This is a genomic window from Bacillus sp. B28 (assembly GCF_029536185.1).
Lineage (GTDB): Bacteria > Bacillota > Bacilli > Bacillales > Bacillaceae > Bacillus > Bacillus halotolerans.
In genome coordinates this window covers 2,598,023-2,619,278 of sequence record NZ_CP120511.1, presented here as the reverse complement: position 1 = coordinate 2,619,278, position 21,256 = coordinate 2,598,023, and the positions used below count along the sequence as shown (strand labels likewise).

The window sequence follows — 21,256 nt, the reverse complement described above, 5'->3', positions numbered from 1 at the left end:
CTTAACCACCTATTTTAATTTTCTTCCAATGGCATTCTTAGTCTTAACTTCGTTCAATGTTCCATCCAAATTCAACACTACTCTTAAATTTCCTCTTTTATCGAAAACTTCTAAATGATCCTTGTGCAAATTATCTAAATAAAATCTATCGCCTTTTTTCAGATACGGATTATCCAATTTTTTATTAACTTCATAGATTGATTGGCCTTGGAATTGATTTTTTGTTTTTGTAACATTGTTTTTTATAGTCTTTCCAAATCCATCATTAAAAAATTCTTTCATATTCGATACGGATTTAGCTTCACTGGTTATCTTACTACTATTAGCATTCCCCTTAGAACCATGATCAACATCAAAAGACTTTTTAATTTGTTGAATTGTATCTTGTCCAGATTTTTGTAAGTTTAGCACATTTATAGGAACATCACTAGCTAACAGAAGTTCTTTAGCAAAAGGATTTGGTATTGACTCTAAACCTTTTTTAAAAAGTTTCCCAAAGTCTTTGGTGTCTTTTGCTACTTTTTTTAATGCAGATTTACCAACATTTCCGGCACTGTTTACCCCTTTTTTACCCGACTTGCTGATTCCCTTCTCTGCGACTTTCCCGACCTTTGAAACGACGGATCCACTCTTTGTAACAGCACCACCGCCGCCTGATATGAATAGGCTGGCTACATTCAAAGTGAAATATGTGGTGTAGTGCGATTGTGAATACATATCTCCGTGTACAAAGTTTTTGTCCCAGCTTTCTTTTACCTCATCCCAAGTAGAATCCCAGGCTTTTTTATAGTCGAATTCAAAAACGGACTTTATCGTTCCTTTTGGATCTAAACCGAGATCGATCCCGAATTTTGCAATTCCTAAAAGTCCTTTACCAGTTTCCTTCGAAAAATCATAATATGCCATTTGTTTGCCTTTATAGTATTCATATACTGGACCTAGATATTTTTTACCCGCTGCATCTATAGGGGCTAAATATTCTTTAACCGTCTTCTCTGTATCATCTATACCGGCTAATAAACCTTCATATACACCGTCAATCTGTTCTTTCAAAATATCCTTGGTCGCTCGAAGAGGATTATCCCAAAACTCGAGGGATTTAACATACTCCTGTTGTTCAGTGGTGAGGTTGTCGTATCCAATCTCTTTAGCAACTTTTAGATACTCGTCAGGATCATCAACCAACGTATTGAGCTTTTTCTGTAATTCTTTGATTTCCCGTTCTTTTTCTTCTTTCTTCTTAATCGTCAAATAAGCTTCCGTTCGCTTCTCAATATCGCCTTTTTTCTTATGTATGTCACTCTCACGGTACGCCTTGGCGTTGTAGTGGATGGGCGTAGCGTTTTTGCCTTTGCCCGTTGCTTCTTGGAGCTTTTGGAAATCTGACTTGATGAATTGTTCATTAGGTTCTGACAGGGCATATTCTGTAAGTAAATCTTCGTCAAGATCACCTAGTTTTTCAATTGTTTTTTTGCGTTTGTCATTGGCATCCGCAAGCTCATCCTTGAAGGTTTCTGTTGAAAACAGGTCGAGCGGAAGGATGTCGTCTATGTCATTTAGGATATCTTTCATGGCTTTTTTCTGTTCAGACATGATGGACTTTGATTTTTTATGAGCGTTAGCCAGTTCATGTTCTAAAAAAGATTCTTCCACGTACGCGTCAGAGAGACCTTTATCCTCGATAGCTCCAGCAATGCTGTTAAAGAATGCAATTTTCATGTCAATGTAATCGATCCATTGATCAGTCACACCAACATGATCGTGATAGAATGCTTTAATGTTATTAGCGCCTTTACCTGAGAATTCGCTGTCGTCCAGTTCAGCGACGCTTTGTAAAGCCTTTCTCAAGTTGACCATTTGCGTCCTTAGTTCTTTATATTCTTTGGCGCGGTCTGTAGCTTCAAACATAAGTGTTTTGGCTTCAAATACTTTCATGATCATATCCTTTCAATTTAATCATATAACAAAATATTACCATGGAAGAAAGAAGAAACGAACTTAAAATTAACTTGATTGATCGTATCAAGGATACCAAAGAAAAAGTTTAAGGTTTTTTTGCTGTTCAAACACTTTTGAAAATATCAAAATACATAATAAGGAATAAGGAGGGGGTCCTGTAAATCCGTTTTACCATTTGCATATGCTATAATCGATCAAAACACAAAAGGGAGGTAACGGGTGGTACTCTTCTTCGCTATACTCGCAGCAGTCATCATACCGCCCTCCTAATTAATCGAAACACAAGGTATTCCACTAACATAAATCCCTAATCTAAAAGTCCGAGTTCAATTTCTCGGCCCCACCTAACTCAGTTGTTGCCCAAGGGGAGTAAATTATCCGAAGTGGCTGCTGCTATGGATTATTTAAGAAAAAATTTTTCTCATGAAATAAAGTTAGACGGACTAGCTAAAAAAGTAAACCTTAGCCAGCAGCTTTATATCATCATTTTTAAACAAGTGACAACCATAAACTCCGATCCAATACCAAAGAGTTTTACGTCTTCATGAAGCAAGGCGGTTGATTATCGGAAAAGGTATGAGGGTTGCTGACGCTGCCTTTCAAGTTGGCCATGAAAGTCCTTCTTATTTTAATAGAGAGTATAGAAAGATGTTCGGAAAGCCCTCAGGGAAAAATCGTAAAGAGAATCTGAATTTATATAATATATAGTCCAGATCAAGAAGCCGCATAGAGATGCGACTCCTATCAATTTATATTTAATAGAAAGTAACCTTAAGGACTTTCAGCCCTATCGCCGTATATAAACAAATTTAATCCCTCATAATCTGTCATAAAACTTAGCATATTCAATATGGATTCCAATTTAGAAGTTTAAAAGCGATTGATGGGCTCATGAATATCTCTCAAATCTACCGGACAGTGGGTGAGTAAAATACGTCACTATGCATATGCTGTATTTTTTCCCAGTTGGCGGGATTAGTTGTATCAGGAGAGCCGTGCTCCATAATTGCCTGATATAGGGCAGTTTTTTGTTCCAAATGGGCAATGTGCTGTTTGGCTTCTTCGAGCTGAGAGAGTGCTTCTTCTTTATGCTCCATCATGAGTGTGTACCGTTGTGGAATGGTCGAATCTCCTTCAAGACAGAGATTCACGTACGTTTTAATGACTTCAATCGGCATCCCGGATTGCCTGAGGCATTTGACGCCAAACAGCCAGTTGATTGATTCTTCGTCGAACAAACGAATATTGTTTTTATTGCGCTGCACGCTCGGCACCAGGCCTTTATCCGTGTAAAAGCGCACCGCATGCTCGGTGAGTCCGGTTATCATCGCTGCTTCTTTGACTGTATGCATGTGTAATCCTCCTTTAAAAATTTTTTTAAAAAAGTGCTAGCCTTCGTGTTACACGAAGGTAATAAGCTTATTATAACGCAAACTACCCGTAGCGGAATTCATTCTGTGTGCCCGATTTTCGCGCTGCGTGCTGTTTGTCGTTCTACATTTGAACAATAGGAGGAATTACAATGCAAACCGTAACATTAAACAATGGAGTGAAAATGCCAATTATCGGCTTCGGTGTTTACCAAGTCCCCGATGCTCAAGAATGTGAAAACGCAGTATATGAAGCACTGATGGCCGGTTATCGTCTGATTGACACCGCTTCCGGTTACCTAAACGAGGAAGCAGTTGGACGTGCAATCAAGCGGAGCGGCGTACCGCGTGAGGAGCTATTCATTACGACCAAGCTCTGGATTCAGGATGCCGGCTATGAAAGGGCCAAGATAGCATTTTCCAAATCATTGAGTAAGCTACAGCTGGATTATCTTGATTTATACCTTATTCACCAACCATACGGCGATTACTACGGTGCTTGGCGTGCGATGGAGGACCTGTACCGTGAAGGCAAAATCAGGGCAATCGGAGTCAGCAACTTCCACCCCGACCGTCTAATGGATCTCATCATGCATAATGAAATCGTGCCAGCCGTCAATCAAATCGAAACGCATCCATTCTACCAGCAAAAAGAAAGTGCTGCTTTTATGAAAGAGCAGGGAGTACAACACGAGTCGTGGGCACCGTTCGCTGAAGGACGCAATAACATGTTCAGCAACGAAGTGTTGACTTCCATTGCGGAAAAACACAATAAATCTGTCGCCCAGGTCGTGCTGCGTTGGCTTGTTCATCGTGAAGTCGTTACAATCCCAAAATCGGTGCGCAAAGAACGGATTGTCGAAAACTTTGACATTTTCGATTTTGAGTTGAGCTTAGAGGATATCGAACAAATTTCAACTCTTGATAAAGGAGAAAGCCTTTTCGGGTCGCACCGAGATCCACAAATTGTAAAATCAATAAGTGCTATGAAATTTGATCTGTAACTGCCAGAGGAGATAATAGTGAAATATTTATTACCATTGTATGTAGGTGAACAAGATTCGCTTATCTTTCTTAGAAATAAGAAAAAGCCGTTATGAACGGCTAAAGGGAATGAGAACTAATGTTGTTTATCGAATCAAACAAGGAATTCAAGAGTAGGTGCTAGAGTTACATTCCGGGATGCTTCCTTCATTTCACTATTAGACATAGATCCGAAAAAGGCAAGTCCAATTAAAACGGCGGATAAACTGATAAACAATTTAGATTTCATACATGCATTCCCCTTTCGATATTTGCTTTTGAGTATATACACTATTTTTGGGAATGGATAGTCTATTGCTGTTCGTCCTGCGCATATCATGCTACACCTTTTATGATGAAAATAATTTCAGAATGTTTGTGAAAAGTATTATACTATAAATAATTCTTTAATGAAGATTATCATAGTAAGGTGCAATGGATAAAATACGTAAGAAGCCCATTTCATAAAAATACTTGAATAACTTTCTTTACCGTTATACAGGAGAAAGAACGGATAGAGTCCTTACAAAAAAGCAGGCATAATGCCTGCTTTTTTATTATGAACAAACCGAATAAAAAAGTTTGCGGTTTTTTTGCGGTCCAAACACTTTTTGGAAATGTTAGAATATTACATAAAAAGACATAAAAGGAGGGGTCCTGTGAATCCGGTTTTAAGTTCGTCAGAAGTTGGCGTAAAGATCAATGAATGGTATAAAATGATACGTCAATTTAGTGTCCCGGATGCAGAGATTTTAAAGGCAGAGGTGGAGCAAGAGATCAATCAGATGGAGGAAGATGAGTATTTACTCATTTACTTCTCCCTAATGAAATTCCGTCATCAGCTCATGTTAGATTATTTGGAACCAGTAACAACACGTATAAGACCAACTATTGACGAACTTCTTGAAAAAATTGAGACTTCAAATAAAGGCATATCTGGTCTTTTGTCGTATTACTCTCTGTTTTTCAGAGGGATGTACGAGTTTGATAAGAAGCATTACATGAAAGCTATCTACTATTATAGAGAAGCCGAAAAGCAGCTTATACATGTCCCTGATGAGATCGAAAGGGCAGAGTTTCATTTTAAGTTAGCTGAAGCATATTATGGTATGAAGCAAAGTCATGTGTCTATGCATCACGTTAAACAAGCATTGGATATTTATAATCAATATGAACTTTATAAGGTGCGGAAAGTTCAATGTATGTTTGTTATTTCAGGGAATTATATAGATTTTAAACGTTATGAAAAAAGTCAGCCGCATCTTGAAAAAGCATTAGAGTTATCGAGGGAATTGAATAACAAGAGGTTGATTAGTTCTGCGTTATATAATTTAGGCACAAATTTTGCTGACAGTGGCGATTACGAGCAAGCGGAAGTATTCATGAAGCAAGCTGTGGAGATAACAGAAAAAGAAAAGCTCACAAACTTGCCACATTCTTTATTTTCTTATGCAAAAATCCTTTTTAAACAAGGAAAAATGAATGAAGCTATCCAAGTAAGTAAGAAAGGTTTGTCAGCAGCTCTTTATCAAGGTGATGAGCTTTTCGCTAAATTACAGGGTTATTTAAAAGCTCTTTACGTTGATGCGGTGGATCAACATGGAGTTAATCAAACCATAGAATACTTAGAGAAGAATAAGAACTATTCTTATGTTGAAGACATTGCCTGTGAGACCGCAGCTGCTTATGCAAACTCAAAAGAATTTGAAACATCTTATGTTTATCATCAGAAAATGGTTGAAACTCAAACACAAATTCAAAGGGGAGAATGCCTGTATGACTTTTAAAAAGAGGTTAAGCATTATCCTGGGTTTGTCATTTGTTTTAGTATGTGGTTTTGGTACCGACTTCACAGAGAACCAAACTCAAAACACATTTCATATTGCTTCAGATCGTCTTCAAACTTGATGATACTACCCTAAACCTCCTTCATAAATGGAGGTTTTTTTATTTGATATCAACAGAAACAATTGAATCAAATGCTACATAAATAGTATCCCCTTTTAAATCTTTGAGGCATAACCTAATTTTTTGAGGGGGAGAAAAAGGCAATAGGGCACCGCAATTTAAATTTTCGGTGAGACCGCAATGATTTTTTCTTTATCAAAGAATAGGAGTTATTCTACGAAATAACCAAGTAAATATTGTAGTTATATTTATCTGTAGGGTTAATAAAGCTGCTTTTGTTTTTAATCCTCTCAAATTAGTATATAATTGTAATTTCTAGTATAATTGTTGCAAACGAATTTCTAGGTTTAAAGGAGTGCTTACAACATGTTGAAATCTGATATGCTTTCTCAGTGGTTAGTTCACTCTTTATCAGAGTCAAATAATCACCAATATAGACACTCATTATTAAAAGAAAATAAAATATTTCGTATGGAAGCGGTTCCTGAATTAAAAAGTATTATTAACCTGGCCCATGAAGATGCTCGTTCTCATTTGAGAAGGTTAGCTGGAGTCTCATTAGATCCTTTAGAGGAATATAATGAGGGGATTGATCCGGCTAATGGATATCCTGATAGATTAAATCTTACAACATTGAAAGGATATTTTGGCGAAATTTTTGCAGGAATCATTGCTCAAAACTTTTCACCAAATGGAGAATCAGATTGGGAGATACCAGCTTTTCCTTTTAGATTTCATGATACTGCTTTTGATGAATTGGAACGGATTCGTCAAAATAATTTAGAAGAAGCCAAAACAATACCAGGACGTTCAGGAGATGATTTTCTTGCATTTAAAAAAGAGGGCGATAGAATTACTAAGACATTAGCTTGTGAATCAAAATGTTCTGCTAAACATGACTCAAGCTTAATTTCAAAGGCTCATACACAAATTAGTGAGCCTGGAATCGAGAAGCCGGTTAGTATAAGACAAATCATTCAGATATTATCGGAAAAAAGTGATGATTCAGAGGTTGAAAAATGGATATTAGCACTTAGAGAGTTATTATTCCGACAAGAGAAACCTGAAAATTATGAAAGGTGCGATCTTATTGTTTATGTTTGTGGGGAGAAGCCTAAAAGAAAATTGACTTGGATGTCCCTGGATGTTCCCCATATAAACTATAAAGGTAAACGTCGACTAGAGTCCGTAGAAGTGCACCTTAATGATGTTGAAGATCTTATATATACAATTTATAACAAACAAAAGGGTGAAAAAAGTGTCTCTAACATCGGATGAAATTATAACTATGGCAAAAGATTTAACTGAACGTCTGGCAGGTACAAAGTTACCTCCTGAATTAGCCAAACTTTATAGTCAGTTTACAAGAGTTAGAGACGGGCAACCGAGTTTAGAAGGTTGGAGAGAATGTGAAATAACTAATAGATTATATGATGTTATTAGGCTAATAGAAGCTGGAAAAGTAACTCGAGAAGCAGGCTATTTAGACATTGCCCAAAAAAGTTTAAAACGAGCAGCCGAAATATTAGAGTGGATATCCCACCCGGAGTTAAAACCTAATGGTGTTCCAGTAAATTTACTTGCTGCAGCTTCTTATCAATTAGCAGGTTTCCCTGCTAGATCTACTGGATTACTTAATCAGAGCAATAATGAACAGAATGACTCGAGAATCTTAAAGTTGTTATTACAATCTAATTACAGGCAGCTTCTTTTTTTAGTTGCGGATTATTGGAAGATTAAATATCAAGATGAAAGATTAACCGAACGCACCAAAAAAGAAGAATATGTTGAACATATTAAAGATTGGATTGTTAAAGAAACAATTAGTTCGATTGGTTTATTAATTGCTTATATGCGATGGGGAATGGAATCTCGCTTAAATAAAGCTCTCCTAAAACTGAAAGAAGTAAGTAATTTATTGATATACAATGATAAGTCTTATTCTTGGTTATTAGCTGAAATCTTTTCTGAAGTTGCTAAATCGTATATTAATAACTCGTTAAGAAAAAATGTTCAAACTCTAATAGATCAAGCTAATGAGCCGGGTCAAATTGCATTAGAAAGATATATTAGGAAAAGTTATAATAACGGAAAAACATTGGTTTGGCCGTCTCAAATAAGAGGAATCGACCGATTAAATGTAGGAGATTCTTTTGCTCTTTGTACTCCAACAGGTTCAGGTAAAACAAGTATAGCGGAATTATCTATTATTCAGAGTATATTTTCAAATATAGAGAATGGTTTTGAATCATTACTTCTCCCTAAACCAATTGTTATGTATCTTGTACCTTCGAAATCTTTAGCCTCTGAAGTTGAGGCTAAATTATCAGAAGTCTTGGATAGCATAGGGCAAAATAAGGTTCAAGTAACTGGTCTTTACGGTGGAATTGACTGGGGACCAACAGATGCATGGTTAACTTCTGCTGATAGCACCGTTTTGGTCTGCACTTATGAAAAAGCAGATGCTTTGGTTAGATTTTTAGGACCTCTCTTTATTAACAGGGTATCCCTCATTATTATTGATGAAGCACATTCTATAAAATTCGATGGTGATTTTAACGCATTGCATAAATCGGAAAACCGTTCATTAAGGCTAGAATCTTTGGGAACAAGATTATTTTCCCATTTAAAGAGAGATCAATGTAGGATTATTGCTTTATCTGCAGTAGCCGATGACATAGAAGAACCCTTAGCCTCATGGATAACTAAAAAGGAAAATACACAAGCAGTAAAAACTTCTTATCGGAGTACTAGACAATTAATAGGTCGTTTAGAATGTTTAAAACATGGTCGGTTTTTTATAGAATATGACCTCATGGATGGCTCTGCTTTGAGATTGGATAATAAAGAAAGAAGTAGTAGTAAACCGTTTATTCCTCAACCTTTTCCAAAGATACCTGCTGAATTTTTATGGGATGATAGAGGGCCAGAAAAGAAGTTGCAACCTTACTTGTTATGGTTTGCGATGCATTTTGTTTTACCAAATGATAAGGGGCATAAGCGATCAGTCTTAATCTCAGTAACGGAAGGAATAAATAGTTTTACCAATGGTTTTTTAGAATTGCTTGATATGTATGTCGATAATAATCTAGATCTGAAATTTTTTCAACAACCAACCTCTCCGAAAAAGAGCGATACCTGGAATAAATGTTTAAATGTTTGCGAAGATTATTTTGGTAAAGAGTCGAGGGAATATAAATTATTGTCGAGAGGTATAGCGGTTCATCATGGAAGTTTGCCTCCATTATTATCAAGAATGATTATACAGTTAATTCAGGAACGCACTGTAAATATTGTATTAGCAACGTCTACTTTGTCTGAAGGAGTTAATTTGCCATTTGAATTAGTCCTGATACCAAAACTGCTGCGAGGAAATAACAGTATAAAATTAAATGAATTTGGAAATCTAGTAGGGCGGGCAGGGAGACCGGGAGTAAGTACTGAAGGACAAAGCTTAATATTGTTATCTAAACAATCATATGATAGGAATCGTGTACCTTATGAAAACTTAGTTAAAGAGTATGAAGAAGAAAATAAAGAAAATACAAAAAGTTTTAATTATAGTCCCCTAGCTCAATTAATGATTGTTTTAAAAGAAAAATGGAGTCTAATAACTAAATCTGATTCTAATACTGAATTCTTAGAATGGCTTGAAGTAACCGCCCCACTTACTTTTTCCTGTAACACGGAAGATGAGCTTATAATGATTGAATCGCTTGATACTATGGATAGTTTTCTTTTAACGTCTATTGTAGAAATTGAACAAAGAGATAACATAGAAGATATTAGTGAGTTGGAACTCGAATTGAAATCAATATGGAATAACAGTTTTGCGCGTTGGGCAGTCAATCAAGAAGATAACTTAGATATTTGGTTTATAAAGCGAGGTATAGCTTTAAAAGAAGTGATTTATCCACATACAAAGGAGCGCAAAAAACTTTACAGTACCAGTTTACCTCCAAGGAAAGGTATAAAGCTAATAGACTTATATCCAACTATACGACAGCATCTAGAAAATGGAGAAGAATATGCACTATGGGATCCTAAAAGACAATTTGAATATATTTATAATACAGTAGATTTACTTTCAGGTATTGAGGCATTTGAAGTCAAAGAAAATGTGGGAAGAAGTAATAAGGTAAAATGGTTTGATGTATTAGAGTGGTGGCTTAATCCTAAAGAAGCTTCAAAACAGCCTACAATAAAACAAATTAGTGATTGGCATAAATTCATTAACAATAACTTTATTTATCGTTTTAATTGGGGGTTAGGAAGTGTAATTGCTTTGTCAATAGACGAAATAGATGATTGTGATTTTATGCCAACTACTTTAGAGGACTGGCCGAAGTTAGGCCTACCTTGGATAGTGTTTTGGTTAAAAGAACTAATAGTATGGGGGACATTAGATCCCGTGGCTTCTTATTTATTGTCCAACGGATTACATATAACACGTGTTGACGCTGAAAGAAATGCAGAATTATATTATTTAGAACATTCTAACTTAAACTCAAATGAAATATTAAATCCCTTAATTATTCGGGAGTGGACAAATACATTAATGAGTAAGAATAGTAAAGAAAATATTCTTACACCACCAAAAATTATAGAAGCTGATCTTCTTCGAGACTTTCCCTCTAATTTTAAGGGAGAATGGGTTGTGATACCTATAGAGGTTGATGCGGAAATCATATGGATAGATCCGGCGGGTTATCCTTTAGCTATATCAAAAAAACCAATCTACTGGGAGGAGAATTTTATTAACAATTATGATTTCATTCTGGATGTACAACATAAATTGGTCAAATCAAATAAGTATTTAAATTGAATTTATTTAGAAGAAAAATGAAATAATAAATTACATAAGTAATGTGAAAAAAAAGGGTTGAACTTTCAGTTTTTTCATATAATAAATTATCAGGACAAACATTAGAGGCAAAGGGGAAAGTCTTACTTAATTGCTGCGCTTTTGACTTTTAGTCCAAATAGATGTAATGAAGGACTTAATTGCTAGAAATAGGCGTTGTAACTGACTATATACTTCCATATTAATGAGGACCTAGTGGGTGAGTCAATTCCTTACACGGTCTGATCCCCTGCATTATATCGCATCGTCTTGTTCTCTGCGATTAACTAGATAAAGTATCTATAGACGTAAAGGCATATTAATGAGTGATTCTATCGAATCACTCATTTTTTGTAAGAAAAATAAACCTAATTAACTGTTTTTGTGAAGGGAAATGACATTTTTTGCAGAAATTTATAATGGATGTGTAAAAAAATGGGGATAGGGGTTGGCGATTATAAATCTTTCATATTTAAGCGTCAGTAATTTTAGAAGTATAGATAAAATAGAAGTTGATTTATTTGACTTTACAAGTTTAATAGGGCCTAACAACTGTGGAAAATCTTCTATAATACGAGCAATCGAAATTCTTCTAAACCAATCTAAACCTAGTATTGATGACTGGCGAAAAGGTTTTGAAAATGAAGATATAATAATAGAAGGTGTTTTTGATAATGTTTTAGACTGGGAAAGGGATACTCCTGGTGTTGCAGGGTTGGTGAATGATGGTAAAATAAAACTTCGGCTAAGGGCTAGTTTAAAAGATGGCAAGGTGGAAATTTTCTATGAAGCATACATCAAACAATACGAAATTAATGGATTTCAGGAGAAGTGGAACGATAATTCGGATAAAGTCAAACAAATAGCTACTTTATTAGGAATCAATGGGAAAACATGGAAAACAAAAGCGAATAAAGAGAGAGTTAAAGAGGAAATAAAACAAGCAAATCCAGAATTAGTGACTCTCTCTAAAGAGGATTGGACTTCTGAAAATATTAGTATTGCCCCAGCTTTAAAGCAGGCTTTGCCTAATGCAGTAGTAATTCCAGCTGTAAAAGATGCTTCAGATGAACTAAAACCAACCAATACTACGGTTTTTGGTACACTTTTAAAACAAATAATCTTACCTGCTATTCAAAATATGGACGAATATAAAAACCTGATGGAAAATGTTGAACTTCTTTCTAAAAAATTATCCGGTGAATTAGAAGAAGAGATACCGATTATCAGTCAATTGACCAACGATATTTCAAATAGAATGTCTTCAATCATTGAATCTAAGATAAAGTTTGCAATGTCCACACCAGATACAAATAAATTCGTAGGGAATTATACAACCCTATTAATGGATGATGGTGTGGAGACTACGATTGAAAGACAGGGACATGGCTCTCAGAGGGCTTTAATATTTGCATTAATTGAAGTTCTTGCTAATCATTCTTCGAAAAATACTTCAGAAGAAATGATTAGGTCAACAATTTTACTCTTTGAAGAACCGGAATTATACCTTCATCCTCATTTAATGATTAGATTGAAAAATGCATTAAAAAATATATCAAAGCAAGCTCAGTGGCAAGTATTAATCAGCACTCATTCTCCTTTTTTGATTGATGTCGTAGAAAATCCAATGTCACTAGCTATTTTAAATAGAAAAAGTTCTAGTGAAGCCCCATATATCAATCAGTTAAAACAAGATCCTTTTGAAAAGGGTATCAATATAGAAAGTGAAAAAAATGCTCTAAGAGCTTCTTTAGATTTTCACCCTACAGTTAATCAAGCTTTCTTTGCAAAAAGAGTTGTTTTAGTTGAGGGCGATACTGAAAAAAGTTTATTTAATCATAGATTAAGGGTTCATGAACATTATGAAATATCTGAGGAAGTATTTAATACTACAACAATTGTTTCTTGTGGAGGAAAATGGACTATTGTACCTTTTGCAAAATTGCTAAAAGCATTTAAAATTCCATTTAGGATCGTACATGATTGTGACAGAAAGGATAGGACAGATGAAGCATTGGAGTCTGTTAGGGGCATAGACCCTTATAAGGCTAATGAACAGATTAGAATTGCAGCAGATGGAGAACAAATTTTCTTAGTTGAAGATACCCTAGAAAATCTTCTTTGGGAGAAGGGGACTAAGATTCCTTCAAAAGATAAACCCTTTCGAACTTGGAAAAGGATAAATGATCTTATGGAAAACCGAGAAGAATTAGAGAAATTTCCTAGGTTGAAGGATTTATTTGATTTTGTATATAAATGGTGAAATTATCTGCAGGTTCATGAAAGGTTTAACCAAACACCAATTGTCATCCATAGTAATTAGTGTAGTAGAAAGGATTGTTTATATTAAAGGATTAAGGTTATCCAGTGTGAATATCTATATTGAGTATATAAACATAACACCGATTATTTCATCTTCGGTGTTATTTCTTATTGGCTCTCATATTTACTGTAGTTTAATCTAAAATCACCTCATTAGGACAAACACTTGCTACATAGCATTACCCAAGGGGTGATGCATTTTATGAAGGTAATAATCATCGAGGGACCGCAAGCTGACAAATGCATGAACGATTCCTCTCATTATTTAATAAAACTTGATAGGAAGAAGATCCAGAGTGATGGCAATGTATATAAGGGTATCGACCGAGAAACAAGCGATCAAGGGATCGAGCAACTGCACCCAGATCGAGGCCTGTATAAAGAAAGCAGGGACGATGCGATTAAAGAATTCATAATCAAGTTATCTGTATGATCCAGATTGTCTTTCTCATATAGCTTATTAGTATGCAAAAAATGCTTTTCATAACTCTTCTTTCATCTATTCTTTCTCTATTTCTTTTAAAAGAAACTTTAGTGAAAATATAGAAAAGCCGGAATGTCCGATCCGGCCTTTGCTAAATTATTTCCCCTTCGCTTTCTTCCGCTTTTCCTTCTCCGCCCGGTAGAACTCATGGAACATCTTCATCAGCGCCCGTTTCTCAATTCGCGATACATAGCTGCGCGAAATACCGAGTTCTTTGGCAATCTCACGCTGCGTTTTTTCCTTCTTTAAATCAAGCCCAAACCGCCCGACAATCACTTCTTTCTCACGGTCATCTAAAATGTCAATGTATTGCTTCACTTTTTCAAGCTCCATATTGAGCTGGATCGTATCAATCACGTCTTCATTTTCTGATTTCAGGACGTCGATCAGGCTTATTTCATTCCCTTCTTTATCCTGTCCGATCGGATCATGAAGGGAGACGTCTTTTTTTGTTTTTTTTAGTGCGCGCAAATGCATGAGGATTTCATTTTCAATACACCGCGCAGCATACGTCGCCAGTTTTGTCCCTTTTCCGGCGGAATAGCTTTCAATTCCTTTGATTAGCCCGATTGTTCCGATGGAGATTAAGTCCTCTGCGTCTTCACCTGTATTTTCAAACTTTTTTACAATATGGGCGACCAAGCGAAGATTATGCTCAATCAGCATGTTTCTGGCATGTTCATCCCCTTTAGCCATGAGCTCTAAGTATTTTTTTTCCTCGCTGCTTGAGAGCGGTTGTGGAAAGGCATTGTTTTTCACGTAAGATACTAAAAAGACAAGCTCTTTAACTACAAAACCGAGCGCTGCGAAAACACCTGTCACCATCGTCACCTCCACATGATTATGTAGGCAAAAGCCTATATGTCAATGTATGTGATCGGAAGGCTGTCTGTGTCTGTACCGGGAAATTTCTCAATGGAGAGCTTAGGTTTTGTTTTTTAAAATAATCTTTATGCTGCCCCCATACATTTAAATGAACGAAACCGTATGGGGGGATGAGGATGAAAAGATGGATGGCAATGCTTCTTCTGGCGGCAGCGGTTTTTCTTTGTTTGTTGGGAAAGGATATGACGGCTCCGCAACAGGTCAAGGGGGCTGCTTTATATGACAAAATTTTATACTTTCCGTTGTCTCGTTATCCGGAAACCGGGGATCATATAAGAGATGCGATTGCCGAAGGACATTCTGATATATGTACAATTGATCGTGATGGAGCGGACAAAAGGCGGGAGGAGTCATTAAAAGGAATTCCGACGAAGCCTGGCTACGATCGGGATGAATGGCCGATGGCAGTTTGTGAAGAAGGAGGCGCCGGAGCCGATGTCCGATATGTAACGCCTTCTGATAATCGCGGCGCCGGTTCATGGGTAGGAAATCAAATGAGCAGTTATCCGGATGGCACCAAAGTGTTGTTTATTGTTCAGTAATAAAAGAAGAGGCTCAATTCTGAGCCTCTTTTGCTATGATCCTATTTTGCCGCTAGGCTGATTCTCCTGAGGAGGATACGATTCTGCTTTTCGCCAATACTGGCGTGTTCCTTCTTCACGTACAACAATTCCGATCTTTGCGAGTTCAAGACGGAAATCTTCAATGTCGTCTGTTTCCTCTTCTTTCAGTGCTTTCTGACGAGCCTTCAATATAGCATGAGCGCTTGGAGAGAGATCGGGTGATTCAGGTACCCATCGCCGAAATTTATCTTTAAACGGGTCACCTTCAGCCGACCACACGTAATGATGCTTTTTAAAGGCCTGCTCAATGTTTTTAGGTTTTTCATCTATTTCTTCACGGGCCAGTTCATATCCGTCTGTTCCTAAGAGGACAAGCCGTTTGTGATCAATAAATACCAGAGCAATGTCTTCGGAGTGGATCGTTTGCACATGCTTGCCTTTCATTAATGCTACGGAGTCGTTTGTAATCTGTACAGTTAATAGCAATTTCATGATTGAATGAGCGAACCATATACCGGCAATCAGGCCAAGCAGCGCGGTGATAAACTTAACCGGTGATCCGTAAAAAGAGGTAACAAGCCGAAGAGGGCCTTCTAATGGAATCCACGGCAGGGATAATGCCCATTTCGCAAGCTGATGAAAAAAATAACCAATGAGAAGACCGATGATTGCAAGTGTACCGTATAATAAACATTTCGCGGTTTTCGTCATTCCAATGATCGTTTGTGTTTGATCCTGCAAGTTGTCACCTTCTTAGCTAGAAATAAGTTGAATTCCCTTCCCATATTTTAACTTAAATAGAGAGGAAATCAAGCATGTTGCCGCGATTTTTGCTGTCATACATGAAGCCGCCAAATGATTATCAAGCCTTCTTTATGATAAAGCTCATACAGAAACGATATGACACGGAGCAGTAAGTTACTGGGGATAAAAGGAATGACTCTTGCTGATCGCGGCCTGCTTTTGTTTTTTATTTGAGAAAACAGGACGTATCACATAGCAGTTCACAGGGAACATAAAGAGTAATGGCTTTAGAGTTTAGACAACCAGGAGGAACTCACATGAAAATAGGATTGATCGGCTTAGGGAAAATGGGCATAAACATAGGAAAGCAATTGATCGACCGCAATCATCAAGCAATCGGTTATGACGTGAATCAAGCGGCTGTTGATGAACTGATATCATATGGAGCTGAGGGGACAACAAATATAAAAGAATTGATTTCTTTATTAGATACGCCGCGAATTTTGTGGGTGATGGTGCCGCATGGCGTTGTAGATGCTGTACTGAGTGATGTGGCACCGTTATTAAACGAAGGGGATATTATCATTGAGGCTGGAAATTCTCATTATAAAGAATCGATACGGCGCTACAATCAATTGAAAGAAACCGGTCTTCATTATCTCGACGCCGGAACTTCGGGCGGAATGGAAGGAGCGCGTCACGGGGCTTGTTATATGGTTGGAGGAGACCCGGAAGCATGGCGTATCGCGGAGCCGCTGTTTCGGGATACTGCTGTTGAAAATGGATATTTATATGCCGGAGAAGCGGGCAGCGGCCACTTTTTGAAAATGATTCATAATGGCATTGAGTACGGAATGATGGCTGCCATTGGTGAAGGATTTGAAGTGCTGGAAAACAGTCCGTTTGAATTTGACTATGAGAAAGTTGCAAGGGTATGGAATCATGGCTCTGTCATAAGGTCGTGGCTTATGGGGCTGACTGAGCGCGCTTTTTCTAAAGACGCGAGGCTGGATCAGATCAAAGGCGTCATGCATTCCTCCGGGGAAGGGAAATGGACAGTGGAAACGGCACTAGATCTGCAGACAGCAGCTCCGGTGATCGCGATGTCGCTCTTGATGAGATACCGTTCGTTAACAGACGATACGTTTACAGGAAAGGTTGTTGCTGCGCTCCGTAATGAATTTGGAGGACATGCAACAGAAAAAAAGTAAGGGGGCGAAGCGGGCCGCCCTTATTTTTTTGACGCTTTTACCAGATGAGGAAACTTTATATATATGATTAGCATCAAGATCAGAACGTAGGCCCCGTAAATACTGAAAGACAGCAATTTGTTGCTGGAGAAATTGGCGCCGGCAATGGTAACAACTAAAATGTTTGGAATTTTTCCTATTAAAGAGGCGAAGAAAAAAACATGCCACCGAACACTGCTTAGTCCGCATACAACGTTCATGACTAGAGAAGGGATAACAGGGATCAGCCTTCCCAATAAAACAGCGGTAAACGCATTTTTATCGAATGAAGCCTCGTATCCTTGTATAGCAGGATAAGCTTTTATTTTTTTTCTGGCCCAATCTCGAAAGCTGTACCTCGCGAGAAAAAACAGCAATATTGTACCGAGCATTGAACCGGACAGTGTAATCCAAACACCATTTGCAATTCCGAACACAGCGCCATTTAAAGCTGCAATGATTGCAAACGGCACAATCGGGAAAAAGACGTCGGCGGCTATCAGCAGCATACTACATAAAACGGAGATCAATCCGCCTGCTTTTATAGCATCAAGCCAAGCTTCTTTCTGATAAAACCCGACTGCAATAACGGCGATGATCAAGATTATACCTAAAGTCTTTTTTAACATTTCAATTATCCACTCCCAACACTTGCGGCGATGTCATGAGGCAGAATCTCCGGCATCTACGTTAGTATAACTTGTACCGTTTCGGTGGTTCAACTGTAATACGAGTGGGGAGAAATACAATTCTTTTTTATCTAGTAAAATAGGCTGTCCATTTCTCTTGTTGCTGCATTCTTTAATAGTAGGGAGGGATAGAAATGGTAGCGATAAAAAAGGATTTTATACCAGAATCAAACGATAACCGTCCCGGCTATGCGATGACACCTGCATATATTACGGTGCACAATACAGCAAATACCGCCAAAGGTGCCGATGCGAAAATGCACGCTGATTATGTGAAAAACCCAAGTACATCTGTCAGCTGGCATTTTACAGTAGACGATTCAGACATCTATCAGCATCTTCCTCTTACTGAAAACGGGTGGCATGCTGGCGACGGCATCAATGGGACAGGGAATCGCAAATCAATCGGGATTGAAATCTGTGAAAATGCAGACGGCGATTTTGACAAAGCAGTAGCTAATGCGCAGTGGCTGATCAAAAAATTAATGAAGGATCATAATATTTCGCTGGATCGTGTTGTTCCCCACAAAAAATGGTCTGGAAAAGAATGTCCCCGCAAACTCTTACATCAATGGAGTGCTTTCAAAAACGGAATTTCTTCCTCTGATACGCCATCTAAAGAATCACCCAAATCTTATCCTCTGCCATCAGGAGTAATAAAACTCACTGTGCCTTATAGAAAAGGCACTAAAGTTCTTCAGCTGCAAAAGGCTTTAGCCGCCCTTCATTTTTACCCCGATAAAGGCGCGAAGAATAACGGTATTGACGGCATTTATGGACCGAAAACAGCAAATGCCGTGAAACGTTTTCAGCTGATGAATGGATTAAAAGCTGATGGTATTTACGGACCAAAAACAAAGGCCAAGCTTAAAGCGAAATTAAAATAAATGCAGAGATAATCAGTAGCCTGTTTCCTCTGGCGGAAGCAGGTTATTGCATTCAACTCTCTGAAGTGTTTTTTCGCAGAAAAAGATGGGAACTGAAATAGATATCTCACCCCTTACTGGAAACAGAATGATTTTAGTTGAGAGGGACACGTTAACAATAGAGAGAACGCTATAACGAAAAAACTCTGCGTTGAATGAAACAGAACAGAGGTATAACATAAAGATGAAGCTTTTGGGGGTGTAAAGATGAAGTATATGTTCATCCTTTTCCTTCTGCTGTTCGTTACAGCAGGATGTGAAGGAAAAGGATACGAAGACGTGGTAGCGTTTGGTGACAGCAATACACGCGGCTCTAATTGGGATTATCGTGACTATCCAAAAGCGCAGCAGTGGGTCAATGTATTAAAAACGGCTGAACGCGGGAATCTTGATATTCTCAACGCAGGAATTGGAGGACAAACGACTGAAGATGCCCGTTTACGGTTTCAAACAGATGTACTCGATCAAAAACCTAAGCATCTTTTTATTATGTTTGGCACTAATGACGCTGGGATTCTGGCTGAAGGAAAGCCAAGAGTGTCAAAGCTGCGTTTCAGAGAGAATCTGGTTTACTTTATAAAAGAAAGCAGAAAACACGGCATCAAGCCTGTTTTAATGACGTGTATCCCTATTATTGAAGGAAACGGGAAGCATCACCTCTTTTACTATTCCAGGTATAAAGCGGCTGCTTTTGAATCAAAAGGCGGGGCGAGAAAGTGGCATAACTCATACAATGATATTACAAGAGATGTCGCGAAACATATGAATGTGCCTCTCGTAGACAACTGGAAGCACTTTATAGAAGCAGACGGCGGAAAAGCTACTGATGAAGCACTTATCCAATCCGGCTTGATAGATCCTTCTGGCAATCATATGACACCTAAAGGGGCAAGGGTAGTTTATGAAGGAATACAAGATGGGCAGGTCCTGAAGCGCTGATCCGGACAAAGGCCTAAGCCGTTTTATTTCTCCTACATAGGCTGTTATAGAAACATTTTTAAGGAGGCGCGCTTCACATGTACAGCGGTTATTTATACACGTATCCTTTCGGCGGCTGGCCATATGGCGCAAGCAGAGCATACGGATACGCTTTTATCGTTGTTTTGATTGTTGTTCTCCTGATTGTGGGCGGAGTGTATTGGTTCACATGAAATCCAGCCCTGAAAACACCTCTTTTTAGGGGTGTTTTTTGCTGAAAACAGTAGTAAAGCGCGTAACTGAAGTGATATAATATCAGTCATCTGAGTAAAAAAAGGAAATACGCCCGGAAAAAATAGACAAATTCCTATTAAGAAGATACGGAAATAATATGTCCGAGCGATCTTCTTTTTATTTCGTTTTCGATTAACTCGATAAAGTCACGGTTTAAATTCATTTCGGTGGCTTTGAAATAAGATTCTATTAATAATTCATCAGACAATTTTCTCATGCTAGGAACCCAATTAATGGGAGAGACACCTCCTTCATAGTTGGAATCATTCATGACTTTGTGACATACATTTATAGGTTGCGTTCATCTGAAGCTGAAGATTATCTTTAATCTACCATGAATTGCATATAAGAACAATCGTTCTGTTATCCACACCAAAAAGTGGATAACTTGTGAGTATCGTGTTTATAATTTGTCAAAAGAGTGATGTAATAAGAGTGGATAGTGTGTGTAAATTTATCCACACCTGGTGAAGAAACCCAATTTTTGTCGAAATTTTTTTGCTCAGTTTTTCTTTAAGCGCAAGTTCGATTTTTTTCGACATGAATTTTAAGAGAAAGAAAAGGGAAGGGTGCGGGTTTTGTTAAAAAAGTTTTTTTTACCTGACGAGTTTGTTAAAAATATTTTTCATATTACACCTGAAAAATTAAAGGAACGAAATGTAAAAGGAATTATCACTGACCTGGATAATACACTTGTTGAATGGGACAGACCAAACGCGACGCCGCGATTGATCGAGTGGTTTGAAGAAATGAAAGAGCACGGCATTAAAGTGACGATTGTCTCTAATAATAATGAGCGAAGAGTAAAACTTTTCTCGGAACCGCTCGGCATACCATTCATCTATAAAGCAAGAAAACCGATGGGCAAAGCCTTTAATAGAGCAGTGCGCAATATGGAGCTGAAAAAAGAGGACTGTGTTGTCATCGGAGACCAGCTGCTGACTGATGTACTCGGCGGGAACCGTAACGGCTACCATACGATCCTGGTCGTGCCTGTCGCTTCCTCGGATGGCTTTATTACGCGCTTTAACCGCCAGGTCGAACGCAGAATACTGAGTGCTCTCAAACGAAAAGGGCACATTCAGTGGGAGGAGTAAGA

General features: G+C 37.8%; 19 protein-coding genes and 1 pseudogene. 13 read left to right on the top strand and 7 right to left on the bottom strand.

Annotated elements, in window-relative coordinates:
* Positions 1-9: 9 nt before the first annotated feature.
* Complete coding sequence (locus tag P3L57_RS20655; RefSeq protein ID WP_069487165.1) at positions 10-1,935, bottom strand: ribonuclease YeeF family protein; 1,926 nt, start codon at positions 1,933-1,935, stop codon at positions 10-12.
* Between the two features lie 582 nt (positions 1,936-2,517).
* On the opposite strand from P3L57_RS20655, the gene P3L57_RS12970 reads away from it, so the two are divergent.
* The gene (locus P3L57_RS12970; protein WP_237730345.1) at positions 2,518-2,667 is read left to right on the top strand and encodes a helix-turn-helix domain-containing protein; all 150 of its coding nucleotides are present in this window, start codon (positions 2,518-2,520) and stop codon (positions 2,665-2,667) included.
* A 200-nt stretch (positions 2,668-2,867) separates the two neighbouring features.
* On the opposite strand, the gene P3L57_RS12965 is transcribed toward P3L57_RS12970, so the two are convergent.
* Complete coding sequence (locus P3L57_RS12965; protein WP_029318107.1) at positions 2,868-3,311, bottom strand: MerR family transcriptional regulator; 444 nt, start codon at positions 3,309-3,311, stop codon at positions 2,868-2,870.
* A 170-nt stretch (positions 3,312-3,481) separates the two neighbouring features.
* On the opposite strand from P3L57_RS12965, the gene P3L57_RS12960 reads away from it, so the two are divergent.
* Positions 3,482-4,333 carry an aldo/keto reductase gene (locus P3L57_RS12960; protein ID WP_069487166.1) on the top strand — a complete coding sequence of 284 codons (852 nt, stop codon included), beginning with the start codon at positions 3,482-3,484 and terminating at the stop codon, positions 4,331-4,333.
* Positions 4,334-4,467: 134 nt separating this feature from the next.
* Here P3L57_RS12960 and P3L57_RS12955 read toward each other — a convergent pair whose 3' ends face one another.
* Positions 4,468-4,602 (bottom strand): hypothetical protein, encoded by a 135-nt coding sequence (locus P3L57_RS12955; protein ID WP_069487167.1) that lies wholly within the window; start codon positions 4,600-4,602, stop codon positions 4,468-4,470.
* Positions 4,603-5,011: 409 nt separating this feature from the next.
* Here P3L57_RS12955 and P3L57_RS12950 point away from each other — a divergent pair, with 409 nt between their 5' ends.
* The 5 genes and pseudogenes from P3L57_RS12950 to P3L57_RS12930 all read left to right on the top strand — a co-directional run.
* Complete coding sequence (locus tag P3L57_RS12950; protein ID WP_069487168.1) at positions 5,012-6,139, top strand: Rap family tetratricopeptide repeat protein; 1,128 nt, start codon at positions 5,012-5,014, stop codon at positions 6,137-6,139.
* A gap of 487 nt (positions 6,140-6,626) precedes the next feature.
* Positions 6,627-7,538 carry a hypothetical protein gene (locus tag P3L57_RS12945; RefSeq protein ID WP_069487169.1) on the top strand — a complete coding sequence of 304 codons (912 nt, stop codon included), beginning with the start codon at positions 6,627-6,629 and terminating at the stop codon, positions 7,536-7,538.
* Positions 7,465-11,085, top strand: a complete 3,621-nt coding sequence (locus P3L57_RS12940; RefSeq protein WP_264797978.1) for a DEAD/DEAH box helicase — start codon at positions 7,465-7,467, stop codon at positions 11,083-11,085. The genes P3L57_RS12945 and P3L57_RS12940 overlap by 74 nt, the downstream gene beginning before the upstream one ends.
* Before the next feature lie 466 nt (positions 11,086-11,551).
* A complete protein-coding gene (locus P3L57_RS12935; protein ID WP_069487171.1) occupies positions 11,552-13,366 on the top strand; it encodes an AAA family ATPase in 1,815 nt (604 codons plus the stop codon).
* Positions 13,367-13,721: 355 nt separating this feature from the next.
* Positions 13,722-13,820: pseudogene (locus tag P3L57_RS12930) on the top strand (recombinase family protein); the annotation flags it as partial.
* A gap of 185 nt (positions 13,821-14,005) precedes the next feature.
* Here the strand turns inward: P3L57_RS12930 and sigK are convergent.
* Complete coding sequence (gene sigK, locus P3L57_RS12925) at positions 14,006-14,734, bottom strand: RNA polymerase sporulation sigma factor SigK (protein ID WP_013308023.1); 729 nt, start codon at positions 14,732-14,734, stop codon at positions 14,006-14,008.
* A gap of 176 nt (positions 14,735-14,910) precedes the next feature.
* Here sigK and P3L57_RS12920 point away from each other — a divergent pair, with 176 nt between their 5' ends.
* Complete coding sequence (locus P3L57_RS12920; protein WP_044154477.1) at positions 14,911-15,336, top strand: NucA/NucB deoxyribonuclease domain-containing protein; 426 nt, start codon at positions 14,911-14,913, stop codon at positions 15,334-15,336.
* 33 nt (positions 15,337-15,369) lie between these two features.
* On the opposite strand, the gene P3L57_RS12915 is transcribed toward P3L57_RS12920, so the two are convergent.
* Positions 15,370-16,098 carry a YqeB family protein gene (locus P3L57_RS12915; protein ID WP_044154478.1) on the bottom strand — a complete coding sequence of 243 codons (729 nt, stop codon included), beginning with the start codon at positions 16,096-16,098 and terminating at the stop codon, positions 15,370-15,372.
* A 320-nt stretch (positions 16,099-16,418) separates the two neighbouring features.
* Between P3L57_RS12915 and gnd the strand changes: the two genes are divergently transcribed.
* Positions 16,419-17,312, top strand: coding sequence for a phosphogluconate dehydrogenase (NAD(+)-dependent, decarboxylating) (gene gnd / locus P3L57_RS12910; RefSeq protein WP_059335452.1), 894 nt, complete (start codon positions 16,419-16,421; stop codon positions 17,310-17,312).
* A gap of 20 nt (positions 17,313-17,332) precedes the next feature.
* On the opposite strand, the gene P3L57_RS12905 is transcribed toward gnd, so the two are convergent.
* Positions 17,333-17,959 carry a TVP38/TMEM64 family protein gene (locus P3L57_RS12905; protein ID WP_059335451.1) on the bottom strand — a complete coding sequence of 209 codons (627 nt, stop codon included), beginning with the start codon at positions 17,957-17,959 and terminating at the stop codon, positions 17,333-17,335.
* 194 nt (positions 17,960-18,153) lie between these two features.
* Here P3L57_RS12905 and P3L57_RS12900 point away from each other — a divergent pair, with 194 nt between their 5' ends.
* From P3L57_RS12900 to P3L57_RS12890, 3 genes are all read left to right on the top strand, one after another.
* A complete protein-coding gene (locus P3L57_RS12900) occupies positions 18,154-18,906 on the top strand; it encodes a peptidoglycan recognition protein family protein (RefSeq protein ID WP_069487172.1) in 753 nt (250 codons plus the stop codon).
* Between the two features lie 246 nt (positions 18,907-19,152).
* Positions 19,153-19,884: an SGNH/GDSL hydrolase family protein gene (locus P3L57_RS12895; RefSeq protein WP_044154481.1), complete on the top strand. Its 732-nt coding sequence runs from the start codon at positions 19,153-19,155 to the stop codon at positions 19,882-19,884.
* 77 nt (positions 19,885-19,961) lie between these two features.
* Positions 19,962-20,096, top strand: coding sequence for a hypothetical protein (locus P3L57_RS12890; protein ID WP_010335019.1), 135 nt, complete (start codon positions 19,962-19,964; stop codon positions 20,094-20,096).
* Between the two features lie 137 nt (positions 20,097-20,233).
* Here P3L57_RS12890 and sda read toward each other — a convergent pair whose 3' ends face one another.
* The gene (gene sda, locus P3L57_RS12885; RefSeq protein ID WP_003226124.1) at positions 20,234-20,374 is read right to left on the bottom strand and encodes a sporulation histidine kinase inhibitor Sda; all 141 of its coding nucleotides are present in this window, start codon (positions 20,372-20,374) and stop codon (positions 20,234-20,236) included.
* Positions 20,375-20,735: 361 nt separating this feature from the next.
* Between sda and P3L57_RS12880 the strand changes: the two genes are divergently transcribed.
* Positions 20,736-21,254 (top strand): YqeG family HAD IIIA-type phosphatase, encoded by a 519-nt coding sequence (locus P3L57_RS12880; RefSeq protein WP_003226126.1) that lies wholly within the window; start codon positions 20,736-20,738, stop codon positions 21,252-21,254.
* Positions 21,255-21,256 lie beyond the last annotated feature (2 nt).

What these genes read in the sequence shown, in the direction of transcription:
- P3L57_RS20655 (WP_069487165.1), bottom strand. Translation starts at nt 1,935, where the DNA reads ATGAAAGTATTTGAAGCCAAAACACTTATGTTTGAAGCTACAGACCGC.
- P3L57_RS12965 (WP_029318107.1), bottom strand. Translation starts at nt 3,311, where the DNA reads ATGCATACAGTCAAAGAAGCAGCGATGATAACCGGACTCACCGAGCAT.
- P3L57_RS12960 (WP_069487166.1), top strand. Translation starts at nt 3,482, where the DNA reads ATGCAAACCGTAACATTAAACAATGGAGTGAAAATGCCAATTATCGGC.
- P3L57_RS12955 (WP_069487167.1), bottom strand. Translation starts at nt 4,602, where the DNA reads ATGAAATCTAAATTGTTTATCAGTTTATCCGCCGTTTTAATTGGACTT.
- P3L57_RS12945 (WP_069487169.1), top strand. Translation starts at nt 6,627, where the DNA reads ATGTTGAAATCTGATATGCTTTCTCAGTGGTTAGTTCACTCTTTATCA.
- P3L57_RS12940 (WP_264797978.1), top strand. Translation starts at nt 7,465, where the DNA reads ATGATGTTGAAGATCTTATATATACAATTTATAACAAACAAAAGGGTG.
- sigK (WP_013308023.1), bottom strand. Translation starts at nt 14,734, where the DNA reads ATGGTGACAGGTGTTTTCGCAGCGCTCGGTTTTGTAGTTAAAGAGCTT.
- P3L57_RS12920 (WP_044154477.1), top strand. Translation starts at nt 14,911, where the DNA reads ATGAAAAGATGGATGGCAATGCTTCTTCTGGCGGCAGCGGTTTTTCTT.
- gnd (WP_059335452.1), top strand. Translation starts at nt 16,419, where the DNA reads ATGAAAATAGGATTGATCGGCTTAGGGAAAATGGGCATAAACATAGGA.
- P3L57_RS12905 (WP_059335451.1), bottom strand. Translation starts at nt 17,959, where the DNA reads ATGTTAAAAAAGACTTTAGGTATAATCTTGATCATCGCCGTTATTGCA.
- P3L57_RS12900 (WP_069487172.1), top strand. Translation starts at nt 18,154, where the DNA reads ATGGTAGCGATAAAAAAGGATTTTATACCAGAATCAAACGATAACCGT.
- P3L57_RS12895 (WP_044154481.1), top strand. Translation starts at nt 19,153, where the DNA reads ATGAAGTATATGTTCATCCTTTTCCTTCTGCTGTTCGTTACAGCAGGA.
- P3L57_RS12890 (WP_010335019.1), top strand. Translation starts at nt 19,962, where the DNA reads ATGTACAGCGGTTATTTATACACGTATCCTTTCGGCGGCTGGCCATAT.
- sda (WP_003226124.1), bottom strand. Translation starts at nt 20,374, where the DNA reads ATGAGAAAATTGTCTGATGAATTATTAATAGAATCTTATTTCAAAGCC.